18 protein-coding genes are annotated in these 18,320 nt (G+C 69.8%); 12 read left to right on the top strand and 6 right to left on the bottom strand.

Annotated elements, in window-relative coordinates; all coding sequences use genetic code 11:
• Positions 1-68 precede the first annotated feature (68 nt).
• On the top strand, positions 69-1,013 hold the full coding sequence (ubiA, locus tag RBB46_RS01540; protein WP_306027077.1) for a 4-hydroxybenzoate octaprenyltransferase: 945 nt from the start codon (positions 69-71) through the stop codon (positions 1,011-1,013).
• A 20-nt stretch (positions 1,014-1,033) separates the two neighbouring features.
• On the opposite strand, the gene RBB46_RS01535 is transcribed toward ubiA, so the two are convergent.
• A complete protein-coding gene (locus tag RBB46_RS01535; RefSeq protein WP_306027076.1) occupies positions 1,034-1,618 on the bottom strand; it encodes a DUF6101 family protein in 585 nt (194 codons plus the stop codon).
• Positions 1,619-1,847: 229 nt separating this feature from the next.
• On the opposite strand from RBB46_RS01535, the gene RBB46_RS01530 reads away from it, so the two are divergent.
• The 6 genes from RBB46_RS01530 (at position 1,848) to lpxK (ending at position 7,371) form a co-directional block, all read left to right on the top strand.
• A complete protein-coding gene (locus RBB46_RS01530; RefSeq protein WP_306027075.1) occupies positions 1,848-3,191 on the top strand; it encodes a TldD/PmbA family protein in 1,344 nt (447 codons plus the stop codon).
• Positions 3,184-3,975 (top strand): 3'(2'),5'-bisphosphate nucleotidase CysQ, encoded by a 792-nt coding sequence (locus tag RBB46_RS01525; protein ID WP_336623128.1) that lies wholly within the window; start codon positions 3,184-3,186, stop codon positions 3,973-3,975. The genes RBB46_RS01530 and RBB46_RS01525 overlap by 8 nt, the downstream gene beginning before the upstream one ends.
• A gap of 62 nt (positions 3,976-4,037) precedes the next feature.
• Positions 4,038-4,280 carry a DUF4170 domain-containing protein gene (locus tag RBB46_RS01520; protein ID WP_306027072.1) on the top strand — a complete coding sequence of 81 codons (243 nt, stop codon included), beginning with the start codon at positions 4,038-4,040 and terminating at the stop codon, positions 4,278-4,280.
• A 54-nt stretch (positions 4,281-4,334) separates the two neighbouring features.
• Positions 4,335-5,024 carry a lysophospholipid acyltransferase family protein gene (locus tag RBB46_RS01515; protein ID WP_306027071.1) on the top strand — a complete coding sequence of 230 codons (690 nt, stop codon included), beginning with the start codon at positions 4,335-4,337 and terminating at the stop codon, positions 5,022-5,024.
• A complete protein-coding gene (locus RBB46_RS01510; protein ID WP_306027070.1) occupies positions 5,021-6,346 on the top strand; it encodes a 3-deoxy-D-manno-octulosonic acid transferase in 1,326 nt (441 codons plus the stop codon). Before RBB46_RS01515 ends, RBB46_RS01510 begins: the two co-directional genes overlap by 4 nt.
• The gene (lpxK, locus tag RBB46_RS01505; RefSeq protein WP_306027069.1) at positions 6,343-7,371 is read left to right on the top strand and encodes a tetraacyldisaccharide 4'-kinase; all 1,029 of its coding nucleotides are present in this window, start codon (positions 6,343-6,345) and stop codon (positions 7,369-7,371) included. Before RBB46_RS01510 ends, lpxK begins: the two co-directional genes overlap by 4 nt.
• Before the next feature lie 2 nt (positions 7,372-7,373).
• Here lpxK and RBB46_RS01500 read toward each other — a convergent pair whose 3' ends face one another.
• Together RBB46_RS01500 and RBB46_RS01495 are read right to left on the bottom strand one after the other, a co-directional pair.
• Positions 7,374-7,595 (bottom strand): DUF2093 domain-containing protein, encoded by a 222-nt coding sequence (locus tag RBB46_RS01500; RefSeq protein ID WP_306027068.1) that lies wholly within the window; start codon positions 7,593-7,595, stop codon positions 7,374-7,376.
• Between the two features lie 113 nt (positions 7,596-7,708).
• Positions 7,709-9,502 (bottom strand): monovalent cation:proton antiporter-2 (CPA2) family protein, encoded by a 1,794-nt coding sequence (locus RBB46_RS01495; RefSeq protein ID WP_306027067.1) that lies wholly within the window; start codon positions 9,500-9,502, stop codon positions 7,709-7,711.
• 152 nt (positions 9,503-9,654) lie between these two features.
• Between RBB46_RS01495 and RBB46_RS01490 the strand changes: the two genes are divergently transcribed.
• From RBB46_RS01490 to RBB46_RS01480, 3 genes are all read left to right on the top strand, one after another.
• A complete protein-coding gene (locus RBB46_RS01490; protein ID WP_306027065.1) occupies positions 9,655-10,131 on the top strand; it encodes an MOSC domain-containing protein in 477 nt (158 codons plus the stop codon).
• 129 nt (positions 10,132-10,260) lie between these two features.
• Entirely contained in the window at positions 10,261-11,115 is an 855-nt protein-coding gene (locus RBB46_RS01485) for a patatin-like phospholipase family protein (protein WP_306027064.1), read from the top strand.
• An 84-nt stretch (positions 11,116-11,199) separates the two neighbouring features.
• Entirely contained in the window at positions 11,200-12,126 is a 927-nt protein-coding gene (locus tag RBB46_RS01480; protein ID WP_306027063.1) for an MBL fold metallo-hydrolase, read from the top strand.
• Positions 12,127-12,154: 28 nt separating this feature from the next.
• Here the strand turns inward: RBB46_RS01480 and RBB46_RS01475 are convergent, their stop codons facing one another.
• Positions 12,155-12,499, bottom strand: coding sequence for an antibiotic biosynthesis monooxygenase (locus RBB46_RS01475; RefSeq protein WP_306027062.1), 345 nt, complete (start codon positions 12,497-12,499; stop codon positions 12,155-12,157).
• A gap of 86 nt (positions 12,500-12,585) precedes the next feature.
• On the bottom strand, positions 12,586-13,017 hold the full coding sequence (locus RBB46_RS01470) for a nucleoside deaminase (protein ID WP_306027061.1): 432 nt from the start codon (positions 13,015-13,017) through the stop codon (positions 12,586-12,588).
• 210 nt (positions 13,018-13,227) lie between these two features.
• On the opposite strand from RBB46_RS01470, the gene RBB46_RS01465 reads away from it, so the two are divergent.
• Positions 13,228-15,516, top strand: a complete 2,289-nt coding sequence (locus RBB46_RS01465) for a pseudouridine synthase (protein ID WP_306027060.1) — start codon at positions 13,228-13,230, stop codon at positions 15,514-15,516.
• Positions 15,513-16,067 (top strand): 16S rRNA (guanine(966)-N(2))-methyltransferase RsmD, encoded by a 555-nt coding sequence (rsmD, locus tag RBB46_RS01460; protein ID WP_306027059.1) that lies wholly within the window; start codon positions 15,513-15,515, stop codon positions 16,065-16,067. The genes RBB46_RS01465 and rsmD overlap by 4 nt, the downstream gene beginning before the upstream one ends.
• Before the next feature lie 368 nt (positions 16,068-16,435).
• Here the strand turns inward: rsmD and mutL are convergent, their stop codons facing one another.
• A complete protein-coding gene (mutL, locus tag RBB46_RS01455) occupies positions 16,436-18,301 on the bottom strand; it encodes a DNA mismatch repair endonuclease MutL (RefSeq protein ID WP_306027058.1) in 1,866 nt (621 codons plus the stop codon).
• Positions 18,302-18,320 lie beyond the last annotated feature (19 nt).

Raw genomic sequence — 18,320 nt, 5'->3', positions numbered from 1 at the left:
CCTGCCCTTTCATCCCCGCGACAAAGGCTTTATCACCGCTCGGGACACGGGTTGCGACAGGTGAGGCAATGCAGGACGACACGATTACCGGCCGGGTGGCCGACGCGGTTCGCGGGCATTGGGTCGATACCCATGCGCCGGACTGGCTGCGCCCCTATGCAAGGCTTGCCCGCTGGGAGCGCCCGATCGGCTGGTGGCTGCTGCTTTGGCCCTGCTGGTGGTCGGCAGCGCTCGCCGCGATCGCCGGCGGCAAGGCCTTCCCCGATCCCTGGCACCTGGCGCTCTTTCTCATCGGTGCCGTGGCGATGCGCGGCGCCGGCTGCACCTATAACGACCTTGTTGACCAGGACATCGACGACAAGGTGGCGCGCACCCGCTCGCGCCCGCTCCCGTCCGGCCAGGTGTCGCGCCTGCAGGCCAAGGCGTTTCTCGCCGCCCAGGCGCTGACGGGACTTGCCGTGCTGCTGCAGTTCAACGGCTTCGCCGTGATGCTCGGCATCGCCTCGCTGGCGGTGGTCGCCGTCTATCCGTTCATGAAGCGGGTGACAAACTGGCCGCAGCTGTTTCTCGGCCTCGCCTTCTCCTGGGGCGCGCTGATGGGCTGGGCGGCGGCCTTCGGCCGGCTCGACTGGCCGGCGGTGGCGCTTTATGCCGGCGGCATCCTGTGGACCATCGGCTACGACACGATCTATGCCCATCAGGACAAGGAAGACGACGCGCTGGTCGGGGTGCACTCGACAGCAAGGCTTTTCGGGGAATGGACCAAGCCCGCGCTCGCCGCCCTTTATGGCGGGGCGACCGCGCTCTTCGCGCTGGCGCTGTTCGGGGTGGACGCCGGGCCGGCGGCATTCCTGGGGCTGGCGCTTGGCCTCGGCCATCTGGTCTGGCAGATCGTCCGGCTCGACATCGACGATCCGGACCAGTGCCTGAAGCTCTTCCGCTCCAACACCAGCTACGGCTGGATCGTGTTCGCGGGGCTGGTGATCGAGGCGATGGTGCAGGGGCTGCTCTAGCTGTCAGCCCCCGGTCCGGCTCAGGTCCGGGCGATGATCTCGCGCTCCGCCCGGTGCACGCGCGGCGCCCCGTCGGCCTTGCCCGGCTTGCGCCGCAGCAGGAAGCGCGGACGGCGCCCGGTCAGCGCGGCGACGCGGCGGCGCGCCGGCACCAGCGGCGTCCGTGCGGGATGCTCCGGCCCGTCGACGCGGGAGACGGACCCGTCCGGCTCCACCAGCAGCAGCGGCAGGCCGAGCGCCTCGCCCCAGCCGCACCAGTCGTCGGCAAGGCCCTCGAGCCGGTCGTCGACGGCCAGTTCGATCGACATGGCCGGATCGCGGTGCATGAGCCCAATACGGGCTTTCAGCGTGCCCGGCTCCTTGCCGGGAACAACCTGGGCGAAAACGCCGAGGAAGACGTTGACCGGCTGGACCAGTGTCAGCGGCAGGCCGGCGAGCCGACGTTTGACGATGACCTGCTGGCGGTCGATATAGACGTCGAACGTCGTCGGTTCGCAGGCGGTGCCGCGGGTCGCGAAGCGGTGCGGCATCTGCGCGGGATCGAGCCGCGCGGTGCGGCCCGATCCGTTTGCAGTGGCGTCCTGATGTGCTGTTTGACGGCTCAATTCGCTCTCCATCGGGCCATTTTTCTGTTGGCCTCTGATGGGTTCAATCTAGCAGCGAGCCCTCCCGATACGCTTAACAAGCACGGTTAAGTTTTTCTGTTTGCAACCAGGGTTAGCCATTGGTCACCGAAGAGGGCAAACAAATCGTGACCAGGCCGGCGCGGCCGCGCTTGCCGTTGGCGGCGGCGATGACTAGAGCTTTGAGCGCAACTCTTTCAGGGACGACATGATGCAAACACCGATCGACCAGGGCAAGCTGATGGACGAGGCACGCCGGCTGGTCGCCGCTGCCCGGGCCGCCGGCGCCGACGCGGCCGACGTCGTGGCGGCAACCGGTGTCGCCTTCTCCGCCGACCTGCGCGACGGCAGGGTCGAGGAAAGCGAGCGGGCCGAAGGCGACGACGTCACCTTGCGCGTCTTCTGCGGCCGGCGCGTCGCCAGCGTCTCGGCCAACTCCTTCCAGGATGGCGAGCGCCTTGCCGAGCGGGCGGTCGCCATGGCGCGCGTGGCGCCGGAAGACCCGTTTTCCGGGCTGGTTCCCGCCGACGAGATCGCCACCGACTTTCCCGAACTCGACCTTCTCGACCCCGCAACAGTCGATGCGGCGATGCTTGCCGAGCGCGCACGGGCGGCGGAGGCCGCCGCGCTCGCCGTTGCCGGCGTCACCAAGTCGGGCGGGGCCAGCGCCTCCTGGCGCCTGGGCGGACTGGTGCTGGCAACGAGCGAGGGCTTTTGCGGAGGCTATCTGGTGTCCCGCCACGGTGTCTCGGCTACCGCGATCGCCGGCGATGGCACGGCAATGGAGCGCGACTACGACTATGACAGCCGCGGCTTCCTCGCCGACCTGGACGATGCCGCGGATATCGGCCGGCGTGCCGGCGAGCGGGCGGTCGCGCGCGTCAATCCGCGCCGGCTGTCGACACGCACCGCCGACATTGTCTACGAGCCGCGCGCGGCGCGCTCCCTGCTCGGTCACCTTGCCGGCGCCATCAACGGCGCGGCCATCGCCCGCGGCACAAGCTTCCTGAAGGACCGGCTCGGCCAGGCCATCCTGCCCGCCTCCATCTCCGTCATCGACGATCCGACCCGGCCGCGCGGGGCGGCCAGCCGTCCCTTCGACGGCGAAGGGCGCCCGGTTGCCCCGCTGACGCTTGTCGAGAACGGCGTCCTCACCCAGTGGCTCTTGGACACGCCCGCGGCCCGCGAGCTCGGCCTTGCGCCGAATGCCCGCGCCTCGCGCGCCGGTGCCGGCACCAGCCCCTCGGCCACCAACCTGACGCTCTCGCCCGGCACCCGGTCGCAGGCCGAACTGCTGGCAGGCATCGGCACAGGCCTCTTCGTCACCGACCTGATCGGCCACGGCGTCAACGGGGTCACCGGCGACTATTCGCGCGGTGCATCGGGCTTCTGGGTGGAGGACGGCCAGATCGCCTTCCCCGTGTCGGAGATCACCATCGCCGGCAACCTTGTGGACATGTTCGCCTCGCTTGTCGCCGGCAGCGATCTCGACACGCGTTCGGCCTACGCGGTTCCAAGCCTCCTGGTGAAGGACATGACCATTGCCGGTGAGTGACCGCCACGCCAACCTGGCCGACATGGAGCTGATCGCCAGCGCCGCGCGCAGCGGCGGCGAGATCGCGCTGTCCTACTTCCGCAAGGATCCGCGGCGATGGACGAAGGAAAACGATTCGCCCGTCTCCGAGGCCGACCTTGCCGTCGACCGCCATCTCGCCGAGGTGCTGCGCGCCGCCAGACCGGACTACGGCTGGCTTTCGGAAGAGACCGCCGACGACCGCTCGCGGCTGGGAACGACGCGCAGCTTCGTCGTCGATCCGATCGACGGTACCCGTGGCTTTCTCTCCGGCTCCGGCGAATGGACCGTGGCGATCGCGGTCGTCGAGGCCGGCCGGCCGGTCGCCGCGGCACTGTACCGGCCCGTCGGCGACGATCTCTACGTGGCGATCCCGGGACACGGGACCCGGCTCAACGGACAGCCCGTGTCGATTTCCTCGCGGGACCGGCTGAAGGGTTCGAGCGTCGCCGGACCCAAGAGCATCGCGGCACGCGCCGGGCTGACCGCGACCGGCCTTTCCCATGCCGGCTATGTTCCCTCACTCGCCCTGCGCCTGGCGCTGGTCGCGGAAGGGCGCATCGACCTTGCCGTGGTGCGCGAGAACGCCTGCGACTGGGACCTTGCGGCGGCCGACCTTTTGGTGCAGGAAGCGGGCGGTCGGCTCGAGGACCTTGACGGTCGCGCGCTTGCCTACAACCGGGCCAGTGTCCGGCACCCGGCGCTCGTGGCCGGTCCGGCGGCGCTTGTCGATCCGTTGCGACCGATCCTCGCCGAACTGATGTAGCCCTGTCCGTACGGCCGGATGATCCGGCCAGCCCTGCGATACCCGTTCTCGGAGAGACGTCCATGACGACCACGGAATCCGGCAAGCAACTGCTCCACCTCGTATTCGGCGGCGAGCTCGAACAGGTCGACGGCCTTACCTTCCGCGATCTCGAAGACCTCGACCTCGTCGGCATCTACCCGAACTACGCCAGCGCCTACGCGGTCTGGAAGCAGAAGGCGCAACAGTCCGTCGACAACGCCCACATGCGCTACTTCATCGTCCACATGCATCGCCTGCTGGACCCGGAAACCGACGGGAAGTAGGCGCTTGCGGCAGTTCCCTCCCAGGCTGGGCCCGGTGCGGGCGCGGAGCGCATCATGCTGAAGCGTATCGGCCGCAGCCCGGTCGTGCAGCGCCTGCTCGGCACCGCGCTCGCCGCCTATCTGAAGCTGGTCTACAGGACGAGCTCGGTTCGCCTCGATCCGCCCGACCGGTTCGAACGGATCGACGAGGAGATGCCGGCGATCGTCGCCACCTGGCATGGCCAGCATTTCGCCGTGCCGCTGCACCGCCCTCCCGGTCATGCCTTCCGGGTGATGGTCTCGCGCTCCGGCGACGGCGAAATCAACGCGGTTGCCGCGCGCCGCCTCGGCCTCGGCGTGATCCGCGCGTCCGGTGCCCACCATGCCCATCAGGTCGCAAAACGCGGAGGCATGCGCGGCTTCATCGAGGCGCTGCGCTGCCTGCGCGAGGGCGACAGCATCGCGATGACGGCGGACGTGCCCAAGGTGTCGCGGATAGCCGGTCTCGGCGTCGTGCAGCTCGCCCGCCATTCCGGTCGCCCGATCCTGCCGGTCGCCGTCGCCACCAACCGCCATATCGACCTTCCGAGTTGGGACCGGGCGACGATCAACCTGCCTTTCGGCCGACTGGCCGTCGTGGTCGGCGAGCCGATCCGTGTCGCCGCCGATGCTGACGAGGACACACTCGAAGCGGCCCGCCTTGCCGTCGAGGCCGGCGTCAACGCGGCGACCGAGCGCGCCTATGCCCTGGCGAAACGCAGATGAGCGACGCGCCGGTCCGGACATCGCCGGTCTCCCGTCTTGCCGGCACCTTCCTGCTGGGCGCCTATCGGGCGTTCGGGCTGGTGGTGACGCCCTTCCTGCCGATCCTGTTTGCCCGGCGCGCCGCGCGCGGCAAGGAAGACCCGTCGCGGCGGGGGGAGCGTTTCGGCCGCGCCGGGAGAGCTCGCCCGCCCGGACGGCTTGCCTGGCTGCATGCCGCCAGCGTCGGCGAGATGAATGCCGCCCGGCCGCTGATGCAGGCGCTGCGCGCCAGGGATTTCACCGTGCTTTTGACGACCGGCACGGTCACCTCGGCGCGGATCGCGGCCGGCGAGAGCGATCCCGGTGTCATCCATCAGTTCGTGCCCTATGACACCCCGTCCAACTTTGCCCGTTTCCTGCGACACTGGCGACCTGACCTCGCGATCACGCTGGAATCGGAAGTCTGGCCGGCGATGATCGCGGCACTTGCCGCGCGCCGCATCCCGCTGGTCGTGGCCAGCGCCAGCATGTCGGAACGCACCGCGCGCGGCTGGTCGCGCATGCTGCCCCTGGCACGCGCGGTGTTTTCGCGCATCCCGCTCTGCCTTGCGCAGACCGCCGCAGATGCCGAGCGCCTGCATCATCTCGGCGTTCCCCGGGTCGAGATCTGCGGCAACCTGAAATTCGACGGCACGAGGCTGCCCGTCGACGAAGATGCCCTTGCCGCGCTGCGCGCCCGCATCGCGGACCGGCCCGTGTGGCTTGCCGCCAGCACCCATGACGGGGAGGAGTTGCTGGCCGCCCGCGTGCACCAGGCGCTCACCACCGATTTTCCCGCGCTCCTGACCATCATCGTGCCGCGCCATCCCGAACGGGGCGATGCCATCGCGGCGAGCCTTGCGGCGCGCGGGCTGAGGCTTTCGCGCCGCTCGCATGGCGAGCTGCCGTCGCCCGACGGCGACATCTATCTTGGCGACACGATCGGCGAGATGGGCCTGTTCCACAGGGTCGCGCCGGTCGCCTTCATCGGCAAGTCGCTTGTGCCGGAAGGCGGTCAGAACCCGCTCGAGGCGGCCCGGCTGGAAACCGCCATCCTGACCGGACCGCATGTCTTCAACCTGCAGGACATCTACCGTCCGCTGATCGCCGCGCAGGGTGCGGAAGTCGTCGAGGATGCGGACGCGCTTGCCAGGGCTCTTGCGCGCCTGCTCGCCGATCCGGAGCTGAGGCGCGCGCGCGCAGCAACGGCCGCCAGCGTCGTTGCCGCGGGAAGCGGCGCGCTTGCCGCCTCGCTGGACGCGCTGACGCCTCTGCTTGCCGCCCTGCCGGAGACGGGAAGGTGAGCGGTGGCTGGCACAGCCCGGCCTTCTGGTGGCGGGCCCGCCCGAGCCTTGCAGCGCGCCTGCTCTTTCCCCTTGGCCTCGTCTACGGGGCGGTCACGGCGGCACGCATGGACCGCAAGCCTCGTGCCCGCCCGAAAATTCCGGTGATCTGCATCGGCAACCTTGTTGCCGGCGGCAGTGGCAAGACCCCCTTCGCGCTGGCGCTGGCAAGCCTGCTCGCCGATGCGGGCGAGCAGCCGGTGTTTCTCACGCGCGGCTATGGCGGAAGCCTGTCGGGAGCCGCGCCTGTCCAGGTCGATCCGCGCCGTCACACGGCCGGCGAGGTCGGCGACGAGGCGTTGCTGCTGGCTCGCTGCCGGCCCACCGTGATCTGTCCCGACAGGATCGCCGGCGCGCGGCTTTCCGAAACGCTCGGGTCGGTGATCCTCATGGATGACGGATTCCAGAACCCGTCTTTGGAAAAGACCGTCTCGCTGGTGCTCGTCGATGCCGCCAGCGGCATTGGCAACGGGCAGTGTCTTCCCGCCGGTCCGCTGCGCGCGCCGGTCGCCCGCCAGCTCCCGCATGCGCACGCGCTTGTCGTCGTCGGCGAGGGCGCAAGGGTCGCGCCGGTTCTCGGCGCCGCTCAGGCACGGACCCTGCCGGTGTTCCAGGCACGGATTGAACCCTGCAACGGCGCGATGGTCGAAGGACTTACCGTGCTCGCTTTTTCCGGCATCGGACGGCCGGAAAAATTCGTCGAGAGCCTGATCGGTGCCGGGGCAAAGGTCGCCGAGCAGCGGTTTTTCGGCGACCACCATGCTTTCCGCGAGGCCGAGGCGCGGCAGCTTCTGGACACGGCGGATGCGGGCGGGTTGATGCTGGTAACCACGTCCAAGGACCACGTCCGCCTCGGCGGCGCCCAAGGAACCGCGCTGAACGAACTGGCGGCGCGCAGTCTGGTCCTGGAGGTGGAGATGCGCGTCAGCGAGCCGGCCGGCCTCGTTGCGCTGCTTCTTGAGCGGATCGCCGCGTTCAGAGCCTGATTTCAGGCGGTGTCGCCGTTTTCCCTGTAGCGGGCAAGCGCGCTTTGCGCGTCGACATAGGCTTCCTGGCGCGAGACGCTCCAGTATTTCAGCTCGTCCAGCGGTATCGACTGGCCGGTCACCGCACAGCGCACGAAAGTGCCCGGCGACAGGATCTGGAAATCGGCGTCCAGATAGCGGATGCGCGCCTCGCCCGGCACGCGCGGTGTTTCGTATCGGTTCATGCGTCTGCTGCCTCTGGCTGCCGTTCTCCGGCGCCTTTCGGTCCTCAATACAGGGCCGTCATCACCTTGACCACCCCCTGCCATGCCGCCGCCGCCCACAGCCGGGCTCCGGCTCACTCGCCGCGCTCCCCGGCCGCGTCCCCGTCGCCCGCCGGCCGGCGCGGCGTCACCCGATGCAGCGTGTCGCTGCCCGCCATCACGCCCTCGCGCATCTGGATCTCCATGCGTTCGCCATCCCGGCGGCGCACATCCTCCTCGATCTCCGCGATGCGGTCGGCGGCAATGCCGAGCTCGCCCAGCGCCGCACGGGCGAAGGAGATGCTGGATTCGAACGTCTCGCGGATATGATAATCGACCCCGCGCCGGGTCAGTTCCAGCGCGTGCACCCGGTCGGTGGCCCTGCAGAACAGCTTCGCGGCCGGGAAACTGGCCCGGATCAGCTCGATCGCCTGTCCCATGACCTTGTCGTTCTCGATGCACAGCGCGACGAGCACCGCCTTGTCGGCGCCGGCCGCCTTCAGCACGTCCGGCCTTGTCGCGTCGCCCACATAGACCTTGTAGCCAAGCTTGCGGGCATAGGCGACGCGCTCGGCGCGGTTGTCGAGCGCGATGATCTCGACCTCCTCGGAGGTGAGCATCTGCGCCACCATCATGCCGAAGCGGCCGAACCCGATGACCAGCACCGCCGGCCGCGCCTCCTCGAATGTCTCGACCGCGTCGGTGACAACGCCCCGGCGCTGCAGGCGGCGCACCATCATGTCGTGAAAGGAACACCCGACCGGGGTGAGCAGCATGGTCAGCACCACGATGGCGATCAGCAGGGTGAGCATGTCGCGGCCCAGGATGCCGGCCGTCGCCGCGGCGGTGAACAGCACGAAGGCGAACTCGCCGCCCTGGGGCAGCGTGAAGGCAATCTTCAGCGCATCCGCGTTGCTCGATCCGAAGATCCGCGACAGCGCCCAGATCAGCACGCCCTTGACGCCCATCACGGCGATGACGCCGAGCGCCACGACTTGCCAGTTGTCGACGACGAGGCCGAGATCGAGCGACATTCCCACGGAGATGAAGAACAGGCCCATCAGCAGTGAGCGGAACGGCTCGATATCGGCTTCCAGCGTGTGGCGGAAGCTCGATTCGGCCAGCATCACGCCGGCGAGGAAGGCGCCGAGCGCCATCGACAGGCCGGCCGCGTGCATGATGCCGCCGCTGCCAAGCGCCACCAGCAGCGCCGCCGCCAGCATCACCTCTCGGGCGCGCACCCGCGACAGCAGCGTGAACAGCGGCGTCAGCAGGTAGCGCCCCGCGACGATCACGCCGCCGACCGCGACGATGGTGATCGTCATCTGGAGCAGCACGTCGGAGCCGCCACCGCCCTCCTCGCGCGGCGACAGGATCGGGATCAGTGCCAGCAGCGGCACGATCGCCATGTCCTGAAGGAGCAGGATGCCGAACGCGCGCTGGCCGTAAGGCGTCGTCAGCTGGCCGCGTTCCTGAAGGATCTGCAGGGCAAAGGCGGTGGAGGACAGAGCCAGTCCGAGGCCGGCAATCACCGCCAGTTCGCCCGGTTGCCCGGCAAGCAGCAGCAGTCCGACCAGGGCCGCGCCGCAGGCCAGCACCTGCGAGGTGCCGAGCCCGAAAATGTCGCCCTTCATCTTCCAAAGGCGCGCCGGTTCCAGCTCCAGCCCGATGACGAAGAGAAGCAGCACCACGCCGAGTTCGGCAACGCCCCGGACCTCCTCGGCCGAACGGATGAAATCGAGCCCGAAGGGGCCGATCGCAAGACCCGCCCCCAGATAGCCGACGACGGAGCCGAGGCCGACGCGCTTGGCGAACGGCACGGCAACCACCGTCGCCGACAGGAACAGGAGGGATTCGACAAAGAAGGGGGGTGCAGCTTCGCTGGCCATGATGTCTCTTGCTGCCTCGTCCGGGCCGTCCGGACGGCGGAATCGATTGTCTGTCGAGACTAGCGAGTTTCGCTTCACCGCACCATCTTGACTGCAGACGCGCATGCTTGACTGCAGGCGCGCATGACACCCCAAGGACAGGACCGCAAGGCATGGAGTTGAAGCAACTGCTGGCCCGTCATGCCGGCGAAGGCAGGGTCGAGTGGATCGGCGTGCGCCCCGCCCGCCTTGAGCCAGTGCGTGTGGTTGAGAGCGCCGAGATCGGCGACGGCGGCATTGCCGGCGACCACTATACAAGCGGCGGCAAACGCGCCGTCACCCTGATCCAGGCGGAGCATCTGCCGCTGATCGCCGGCTTCGCCGGGCAGGCCGGCATCGACCCCGCGCTGCTGCGGCGAAACATCGTCGTTTCCGGCATCAATCTGGCCGCCTTGCGCCACCGCGACATGCAGATCGGGGCTGCGCGCCTGCGTATCACAGGCCCCTGCGCGCCCTGCAGCCGGATGGAGACCGCCATCGGCTTTGGCGGCTACAACGCGATGCGCGGGCATGGCGGCTTCTATGCCGAGGTGCTCGCAGCCGGCCGGATATCGCTCGGCGACACGGTGCGGCCCCTTGGCGACAGCTGATCGCGCCCGCCCGCCACGTGGCAACCGCGACGGTGACGGCCGCCATATTGCGCCCCCAATCCTGCGTTTCCTGTCAGGCAGCGCGTCATCGACACGGCATTCCGGCACGCAACTTCAAACGGAGGACACATGAGCAGACCCCGGATCGGGCTGGCACTGGGCGGCGGCGGAGCGCGCGGCATGGCGCATGTTCCGGTGATCGAGGCCTTCGGCGATCTCGGCATCGTCCCAGATGCCATCACCGGCACCTCGATAGGCGCGATCTTCGGCGCGGGCTTTGCCGGGGGCCTCGACGGAGAGGCCCTGCGCGAGGTTTCGGAGGCGATCTTCCGCGACCGCAACGCGGTGCTTGCCCGGCTGTGGAAGCTCAGGCCGCGCAAGCTCGGCGACTTCTTCGGCAGTCCCCGCATCATGCAGTTCGACGCCGGCAAGGTGCTTGAGCAGTTCGTCGGTCCCCATATCCCCGCCACCTTCGAGGAACTGCAGGTTCCCCTGTCGGTGATCGCCACGGATTTCTTCCGCTGCCGCGAGGTGCAGCTTTCCTCCGGCCCGCTGCATGCCGCCGTCGCCGCCTCGATGGCGATCCCCGCCCTGTTCAAGCCGGTGACCCTCGATGAGCGGATCCTGGTCGACGGCGGGCTGGTCAATCCCCTGCCCTTCGACGCGCTGCCGGACGACATCGACATTGTCGTCGCCTCCGACGTCGTCGGCTCGCCGATCCCGCGCAAGGGGCGGATGGTGCCCGGCGCCACCGATGCCGTCTTCGGGGCAACCCAGATCCTGATGCAGTCCATCACCCAGGAGAAGCTCAAGAACCGGCAACCGGATATCCTGATCAAGCCCGACATTGCCGGCTTCCGCGTTCTCGACTTCATGAAGACCGACCGCATCCTCGCCGCCGCCGAGCCCATGCGCGAGACAACCAAACAGCGCATCGCGGCGGCGATCGAGGCGTTCGAGAGGCGCGGCGGAGCCTCCTCCTGAGGCGCAACCGGCGCCAAGGGGTTCTTGAAGCCCTTCGTGCCGGCCCTATCCTTCCAAGGCGGAGCGACCCGAAGGAGCCCTGCCATGGCCTTGCCGCCCTCATCGCCTGCCCCTGCCCATGCCCATGCCCATGATCTCTTTGCATCCGGTGTGCATGACACCCGCAGGCGCGGGGCACGCAATCGCCGGCCCGCGCGCCTCGCTCTTTCCTGCCTGCGCGCTGTCATCCTCGCACTTGCCGTGCCGCTTGGCCTGATGCTCGCCTTCGGGGGCAGCGCCCTTGCCTCCTGCCAGTTGCTGGCCGGGGGCGACTGGATCACCGGGGCGGCGCCTGTCCACCTGGCCGCCCTCGAGCGCGACCAGGTCGGCATCACCTATATCGGCCACGCGACTTTCGAGCTCGAGACCCCGACAGGCGTGCGCATCGCCACCGACTACAACAATGTCCACCGTCCCGCCCGGCTGCCGCGGGTCATCACCATGAACGGCGCCCATTCCACCCATTTCACCCTCAATCCGGATCCTGACATCGAGCATGTTCTGTTCGGCTGGAACCCGGATGGCGGGCCGATGGACCACGATCTCACCGTCGGCGACGTGCGCATCCGCAACCTGCAGACCAACATTCGCGGCTGGGACGGGGAAACGCGCCGGCTCGGCAATTCGATCTTCGTCTTCGAGGTGGCGGATCTTTGCATCGCCCATCTCGGTCACCTGCATCACCGCCTGACCCAGGACGACCTTGCCCGCCTCGGCACGATCGACATCGTCTTCGCTCCGGTCGACAACGCTTCCACCCTGCGGCTCGACAGCCTCGTCGAGGTCATCAAGGCGGTGTCGCCGCGCATCGTCATCCCGATGCACGCCTATACCTACGGCTCACGCGAGAGCTTCACCGCGCGCATGGCGAGCGAGGGCTTCCGGATCGAGACCTCGGCGAGCCCGCTCTATGTGGCAAGCCGCGCCGCACTGCCGGCGGAACAGACCGTTCTGGTGCTGCCCGAAAGGTGAGCGGGCGCCGTCGCGGCACCCCCCCGTCTCACCCGTGCAGGGCGACGCTGTCGCTTGGCGCCTCGTCACGCGCGTCCATGCCGTAGTCGCGGATGACGCCGGCGACGCGCAGGCGATAGTTGGCGAAATGCTTGCCGCGACCCGCCGCCTGGGCGATGCGGTGCTCGGCCTCGTGCCGCCAGTTCGACAGCGCCTCCTCGTCGCGCCAGAAAGAAACCGAGAGAAGCTTGCCCGGCTCGCTCAGGCTCTCGAAGCGCTCGACCGAGATGAAACCGTCCTGCTCGGCAAGCAGCGGCTTCAGGCTGGCGGCAATGTCGAGATAGGGTTCCTTGTGGCCGTCCTTCGGCCAGACCTCGAAAATAACGGCGATCATCGTCTCTCCCTCCCCTCGCGAACCGGTCGCGGATGTCACCCCGATATAGCGCCGGGCGGCGGCCGGGGTCGAGCCGGGGAAACGCCTCAGGCCCTGCGGCCGCGGAAAAACGCCTTCAACAACTCGGCCGCGTCGCGCCCGGCAAGGCCCGAATAAACCTCCGGCGCGTGATGGCAGGTGGGCTGGCCATAGAACCGCACGCCGTTTTCCACCGCGCCGCCCTTCTCGTCGGAAGCGCCGAAATAGAGCCGGCGGATGCGGGCGAAGGAGATGGCGGCGGCGCACATCGGGCAGGGCTCCAGCGTCACGTAGAGATCGCAATCCGGCAGCCGCTGGCTGCCGGCCGCCGCGCAGGCCGCGCGCAGCACGAGAACCTCTGCATGGGCCGTCGGATCGGCAAGCTCCAGCGTCCGGTTGCCGGCGGCGGCGATCACCTCGCCGTCGCGCACCAGGACGGCACCGACAGGCACCTCGCCGCGCGCAGCCGCGGCCCGCGCCTCGGCCAGCGCAAGGTCCATGAAACCGCCCCCGGACAGGGGTTGTCCGGGATCTTTCGGAAGGGCTTTCGGGGTGTCGTCCGCACTGCTCATCGCGGCAGACCCTACAGCGGCGACATGGCAAAGAAAATCCCGCAGGCGGGCGCTGCGGGCCGACCGGCGGAAAACGCATGACGCCTCGCCGAAAAAGCCTGCTTCCCCGCATCTTGCGGCTCTGGTATGACGCGCGCCATGACCAAAGACAAACGACCCTCGCGGCCCGAGCGCCGCTCCTCCGCTCCGGCAGGCTCCGGCAGCGGACGATCCGGCAACGGCAAGCCGCGCGACGGCGCTTCCAAGTTCGGCTCCGGCCGGCCCCCGGGCAAGTCCGGCGGCGGGAAGTCCTTCGGCGACCGGCCTTCCGGCGGGCGCGGGGGCAAGCCCGGCGGCGACAGGCCGCACGGCGACCGGCAACAGGGTGACAGGCCCCGGAATGACAGCCCCCGGGGTGACAGGCCTCAGGGCCGGGGAGCCGGCGGAGAGCGATCGTTCGGCGACCGGTCGCAAGCTGGCCAGGGCTCCGGCGAACGTTCATTCGGCGACCGCCCGTTCCGCGACCGTCCGTCGGGCGAGCGCGGCGGCGGCGGCCGTCCGTTCGGCAACCGCCCGGGCGGCGGCAAGTTCGGCGGCGACAGGTCCGGCGGCAGCCGGCCGGCCGGCGGCGGGTTCGGAGCCCGGAAGTCCGGGGATGCACAAGGCGACGGGCGTCCGCGCGGCGAGCGCCCGCAGGGCACCGGATATCGAGGCGACAGGCCGCGCGACGACGGGCCCCAAAGAGACCGGCCCCACCGCGACAGGCCGCAAGGCGGCCGCTCGTTCGGCGACCGTCCCCGTGGCGACCGGCCCTACGGCGAACGGCAGGGCGGCGACGGTCGTCCCCGTCGCGATGCGGCCGGCACCGGCGGCATGGCGCCACGGCGCGGGCCGAAGCCCGGCGCACCGAAGCGCGACAAGACCCCGCCTCCGGGTGCAGCCCCCATCGCGGCGCGTGCCGACGGCGCCGAGCGCGTCGCCAAGGTGATGGCGCGCGCGGGGCTCTGCTCGCGGCGCACGGCGGAAAGCTGGGTGATCGCCGGGCGCGTTGCCATCAACGGCACCGTGCTCATCTCGCCGGCCGTGACGGTCACCGATGCCGACACGGTCACGGTCGACGGCGTGCCGCTGCCCGAGCGGGAGCGCACCCGGCTGTGGCTCTATCACAAGCCGCGCGGGCTGGTGACCACCAACTCCGATCCGGAGGGCCGCCCGACCGTCTTCGACCACCTGCCGAAGGAATTGCCGCGCGTCCTCACCATCGGCCGGCTCGACATCAACACCGAAGGCCTGCTGCTGCTGACCAATGACGGCGGGCTGGGGCGGGTCCTTGAGCTTCCCGCCACCGGCTGGCTGCGCCGCTACCGGGTGCGCGCCTATGGCCGCATCACGCAGGCGGAACTCGACAAGCTTGCCGACGGCATCGCCATCGACGATGTGCTCTACGGCTCGATCGAGGCCGAGATCGACAAGGAACAGGGCGACAATGTCTGGATGACGATCGCGCTGCGGGAAGGCAAGAACCGCGAGATCAAGAAGGTGCTCGAGCATCTGGGTCTTGCGGTGAACCGCCTGATCCGCGTCTCCTTCGGTCCGTTCCAGCTCGCCGACCTGCCCGAGGGCGACGTGCGCGAGATTCGCGGCCGGGTGCTGCGCGACCAGTTGGGCGACCGGCTGGCGGAAGAGGCCGGCGTGGATTTCGAGGCACCGCTCCTCACCAATGTTCCCGGCGGCGAGACCGTTCCCGGCAAAACGGCCGGCAAGGCGCCGGCGAAGGGCGGCGCGGCACCGCGCGGCGCCGTGCGCCAGGAAGGCCGCTATCTCAGCGCCCGCGAGGGCGAGGACGCCAGCGACCGGCGCGCGAAAAAGCGCGGCCAGGACAAGGATGGCGGTGGGCGCGGCAAGGGTGGCGGCCGCGATGCCGGACGGCGTGACGAGGGCGAACGCGCACCCGCAAAGCCGCAGCATGTGTCGCCACGCTCACGCTTCCGTTTCACGCCCGAGACCATGCCGCGCGGCCCCAAGGATGACGCCCAGCGCAAGGGACGCCGCCGGCGTATCTGGGACGAGGACGGCGCGCTCGTCGTCGACACCGCTCCGGTGGACGACGACGCCAAGGGCGGCGCACGCGGCCCGGCTCGTGGCGGCGCCGGCCGGCCGCAAGGCAGGGGCGGCGATGATCGCGGCTTCCGGCCGCGCACCGATGCCCGGCCCGGCGATTTCGGCAATGACAGGGACGGCGGCAAGGGCGGTGAACGTGGCGGAGACCGGGGCGGCGAAAGGTCCTTCGCGCCGCGCGGCGGCCCTTCCCGGGGCGGCCCCTCCCGCGGTGGTCCGTCTCGCGGCGGTCCTGCGAAAGGCGGCGGCGGCCGCGGCGGACCCGGCAAGGGTGGACCTTCGCGTGGCGGACCCGGCAAGGGTGGAGCAGGACGGGGCCGCAAGCCGTGAGGATCGTTGCCGGGCGCTTCCGGGGAACAGCCATCGAGGCGCCGCGCAGCGCCTCGACCCGCCCGACCAGCGACCGGCTTCGGGAAAACGTCTTCAACGTATTGGCGCACACCTATCCCGAAGCGCTTGACGAGACCCGCGTGCTCGACCTGTTCGCCGGCAGCGGCGCGCTCGGCCTGGAAGCGCTCAGCCGGGGCGCGCGCACCTGCCTGTTCGTCGAGGAAGCCAGCCCGGCGCGCGCCGCGATCCGAGCCAATGTCGAGGCGCTAGGCCTGACCGGCGCGACGAAGATCTTCCGACGCGACGCCACCCGTCTCGGTCCGGCCGGCACGATTGCCCCCTTCGATCTCGTCTTCACCGACCCCCCCTATCGCCAGGGGCTGGGCGAGCAGGCGCTCGCCGCCGCCCGCGAGGGCGGCTGGCTGGCGCCCGGCGCTCTCGTCCTTCTCGAGGAGGATGCCCGCACGGATGTCGAGGACATCGAGGGGTTCGAGCTTGTCGACCGGCGCAAGGTCGGAGACAGCCAGGTGCTGTTCTTCCGCGCCGACTGACGGCGTTTCCCGGCCGGCCGGTTTGCGCCTGGGCCGGGTGCGGCGCAGGACGGGCGCAAGGGCGCGGGGCGCGCGCGTTTCCAGCCAGATGAACGTCCCGTCGAGACCGGCCCAGCGGCGGCGACGGCCGCGCAGCCAGCGGTTGGCCTGACGGCTGGTGCCCAGGATCAGGATCATGCCGCCGACCAGCATCGGCACCCCGGTCGGCAACGGCGTCCATACGGTCAGCAGGCCGAGCAGGATCAGGATGGCCGCCGCCGCCCAGGCAAGAACCCTCATCGCGACTCATCCTCTGCGGGACCGACGTGTGATTCCGCAGATGACACGTGGCCTGCGACAGCCGCGTGACGGGCTGTCGCAAAAAGCCGCTACTTGCGGCCGAACAGTCGCTCGATGTCCGAGAGTTTCAGTTCGATCCAGGTCGGCCGGCCGTGGTTGCACTGGCCGGAATTGGGCGTCGCCTCCATCTCCCGAAGCAACGCGTCCATTTCCTCCGGCCGCAGCCTGCGCCCGGCGCGCACCGATCCGTGGCAGGCCATGGTCGCCGCCACATGGTCGAGCCGCTCGCGCAGCCGCGTCGTCTCGTCCCATTCGGCAAGGTCGTCGGCCAGATCGCGCACCAGCCCGCGAATGTCGATCTGGCCGAGCATCGCCGGCGTCTCGCGCACGGCGACGGCGCCCGGACCGAACGGTTCGATGACGAGGCCGACCTCCTGCAGATCGTCGGCGCGCGCGACGAGACGGGCAATGTCCTCCTCCGGCAGTTCGACCACTTCCGGGATCAGCAGGCCCTGGCGGGCGACGGCCTTGCGGCCGAGCGCCTCCTTCAGCCGCTCGTAGACAAGCCGCTCATGCGCGGCATGCTGGTCGACGATCACCAGCCCGTCCTCGGTCTGGGAGATCACATAGGTCGCGTGCAACTGGGCCCGCGCCGCGCCGAGCGGGCGCGCCAGGCGCTCCGCCTCGATCTCTCCGGAATGCGCGCGCGCGTCGGCGGACGGCCGGTCGACGCTGGCAAATCCCGCCTGCGGCGCCTCGCCGAACCCGGTCATCGATCGCGGCATGCCAACGCTGCCGCCATCTGCATCCAGCGGGCGAAACGCGGAAGCGCGCCAGTCGGAGGGCGGCGATGCGTTGCCGCGCCCGTATCCGCCAGGTCCGCCCTGCCCCGTCCCCGTTGCCGCGCCGCCCGTCGCGAAGGCCGCCAACGCCGCCTGCGCATTGTGGGTGGAAGATCGGTAGCCGGCCTCGGCGAACACCTGCCGCAGGGCGCCGACGACAAGGCCGCGCACCAGCTGCGCGTCGCGGAAGCGGACGTCCGCCTTGGCCGGGTGCACATTGACGTCGACAAGGCGCGGATCGAGCTCGATGAACAGCGCCGCGACAGGATGACGGTCGCGGGCGAGCACGTCCGCATAGGCGCCGCGCAGGGCCGACATCAACAGCTTGTCGCGCACCGGCCGGCCGTTGACGAAGAAGAACTGGGCCAGAGAGTTCGCCCTGTGAAAGGTCGGCAGGCCGGCGAGCCCGTGCAGGCGCACGCCCTCGCGCACGGCATCGACGGGACGGGCGTTCTCGACGAATTCCGTGCCCATCACCTGGGCGATGCGGGCGGCAAGGGCGGTCTCGCCGCTGGCCGAGGCAAAGGTCAGCGTCTGCCGGTCGGAGCCGGAAAGCTCGAAGCGGACGGACGGGTTGGCAAGCGCCAGGCGCTTGACCACATCGGTCACCGCCGCCCCTTCCGCCCGGTCGGACTTGAGGAACTTGAGCCGCGCGGGCGTTGCGAAGAAGAGATCGCGCACCTCGACCCGGGTGCCGGGCGGCCGCCCGGCGGGCTCGGGACCGCGCTTGACGCCGCCCTCCACCGTGACCGTCCAGCCATGCGGATCGCCCGCGTGGCGAGAGGTGAGTGAAAGCCTTGCGATGGCACCGATGGAGGGCAGCGCCTCGCCACGAAAGCCCAGGCTGCGGATATCGAACAGGTCGTCCTCGGAGAGTTTCGAGGTGCAGTGCCGCTCGACAGCCAGCGGCAGCTCCGCGCCGGGAATGCCGGACCCGTCGTCATCGACCCGGATCAGCGTCTTGCCGCCGGCCGAGGTGACGACGGAGATGCGGCCCGCGCCCGCGTCGAGCGCGTTCTCGACCAGTTCCTTGACGACGCTGGCCGGGCGCTCGATCACCTCGCCGGCGGCAATCTGATTGATCGCGTGGTCGCTCAATTGCCGGATGGTCATTCCCGGGTTCCGCTCCGAA

The organism is Stappia sp. MMSF_3263 (assembly GCF_030733745.1).
GTDB lineage: Bacteria > Pseudomonadota > Alphaproteobacteria > Rhizobiales > Stappiaceae > Stappia.
The sequence above is the reverse complement of the archived record's forward strand: the minus strand, read 5'-3'. Positions and strand labels throughout refer to the sequence as shown.

Excerpts from the sequence above, each read along its gene's own strand:
- RBB46_RS01515 (WP_306027071.1), top strand. The coding sequence starts at position 4,335 with ATGCTGAAGCGTATCGGCCGCAGCCCGGTCGTGCAGCGCCTGCTCGGC.
- RBB46_RS01490 (WP_306027065.1), top strand. The coding sequence starts at position 9,655 with ATGGAGTTGAAGCAACTGCTGGCCCGTCATGCCGGCGAAGGCAGGGTC.
- RBB46_RS01495 (WP_306027067.1), bottom strand. The coding sequence starts at position 9,502 with ATGGCCAGCGAAGCTGCACCCCCCTTCTTTGTCGAATCCCTCCTGTTC.
- RBB46_RS01480 (WP_306027063.1), top strand. The coding sequence starts at position 11,200 with ATGGCCTTGCCGCCCTCATCGCCTGCCCCTGCCCATGCCCATGCCCAT.
- RBB46_RS01485 (WP_306027064.1), top strand. The coding sequence starts at position 10,261 with ATGAGCAGACCCCGGATCGGGCTGGCACTGGGCGGCGGCGGAGCGCGC.
- RBB46_RS01520 (WP_306027072.1), top strand. The coding sequence starts at position 4,038 with ATGACGACCACGGAATCCGGCAAGCAACTGCTCCACCTCGTATTCGGC.
- RBB46_RS01475 (WP_306027062.1), bottom strand. The coding sequence starts at position 12,499 with ATGATCGCCGTTATTTTCGAGGTCTGGCCGAAGGACGGCCACAAGGAA.
- RBB46_RS01465 (WP_306027060.1), top strand. The coding sequence starts at position 13,228 with ATGACCAAAGACAAACGACCCTCGCGGCCCGAGCGCCGCTCCTCCGCT.
- RBB46_RS01500 (WP_306027068.1), bottom strand. The coding sequence starts at position 7,595 with ATGAACCGATACGAAACACCGCGCGTGCCGGGCGAGGCGCGCATCCGC.
- RBB46_RS01530 (WP_306027075.1), top strand. The coding sequence starts at position 1,848 with ATGCAAACACCGATCGACCAGGGCAAGCTGATGGACGAGGCACGCCGG.
- RBB46_RS01510 (WP_306027070.1), top strand. The coding sequence starts at position 5,021 with ATGAGCGACGCGCCGGTCCGGACATCGCCGGTCTCCCGTCTTGCCGGC.
- RBB46_RS01470 (WP_306027061.1), bottom strand. The coding sequence starts at position 13,017 with ATGGACCTTGCGCTGGCCGAGGCGCGGGCCGCGGCTGCGCGCGGCGAG.
- ubiA (WP_306027077.1), top strand. The coding sequence starts at position 69 with ATGCAGGACGACACGATTACCGGCCGGGTGGCCGACGCGGTTCGCGGG.
- mutL (WP_306027058.1), bottom strand. The coding sequence starts at position 18,301 with ATGACCATCCGGCAATTGAGCGACCACGCGATCAATCAGATTGCCGCC.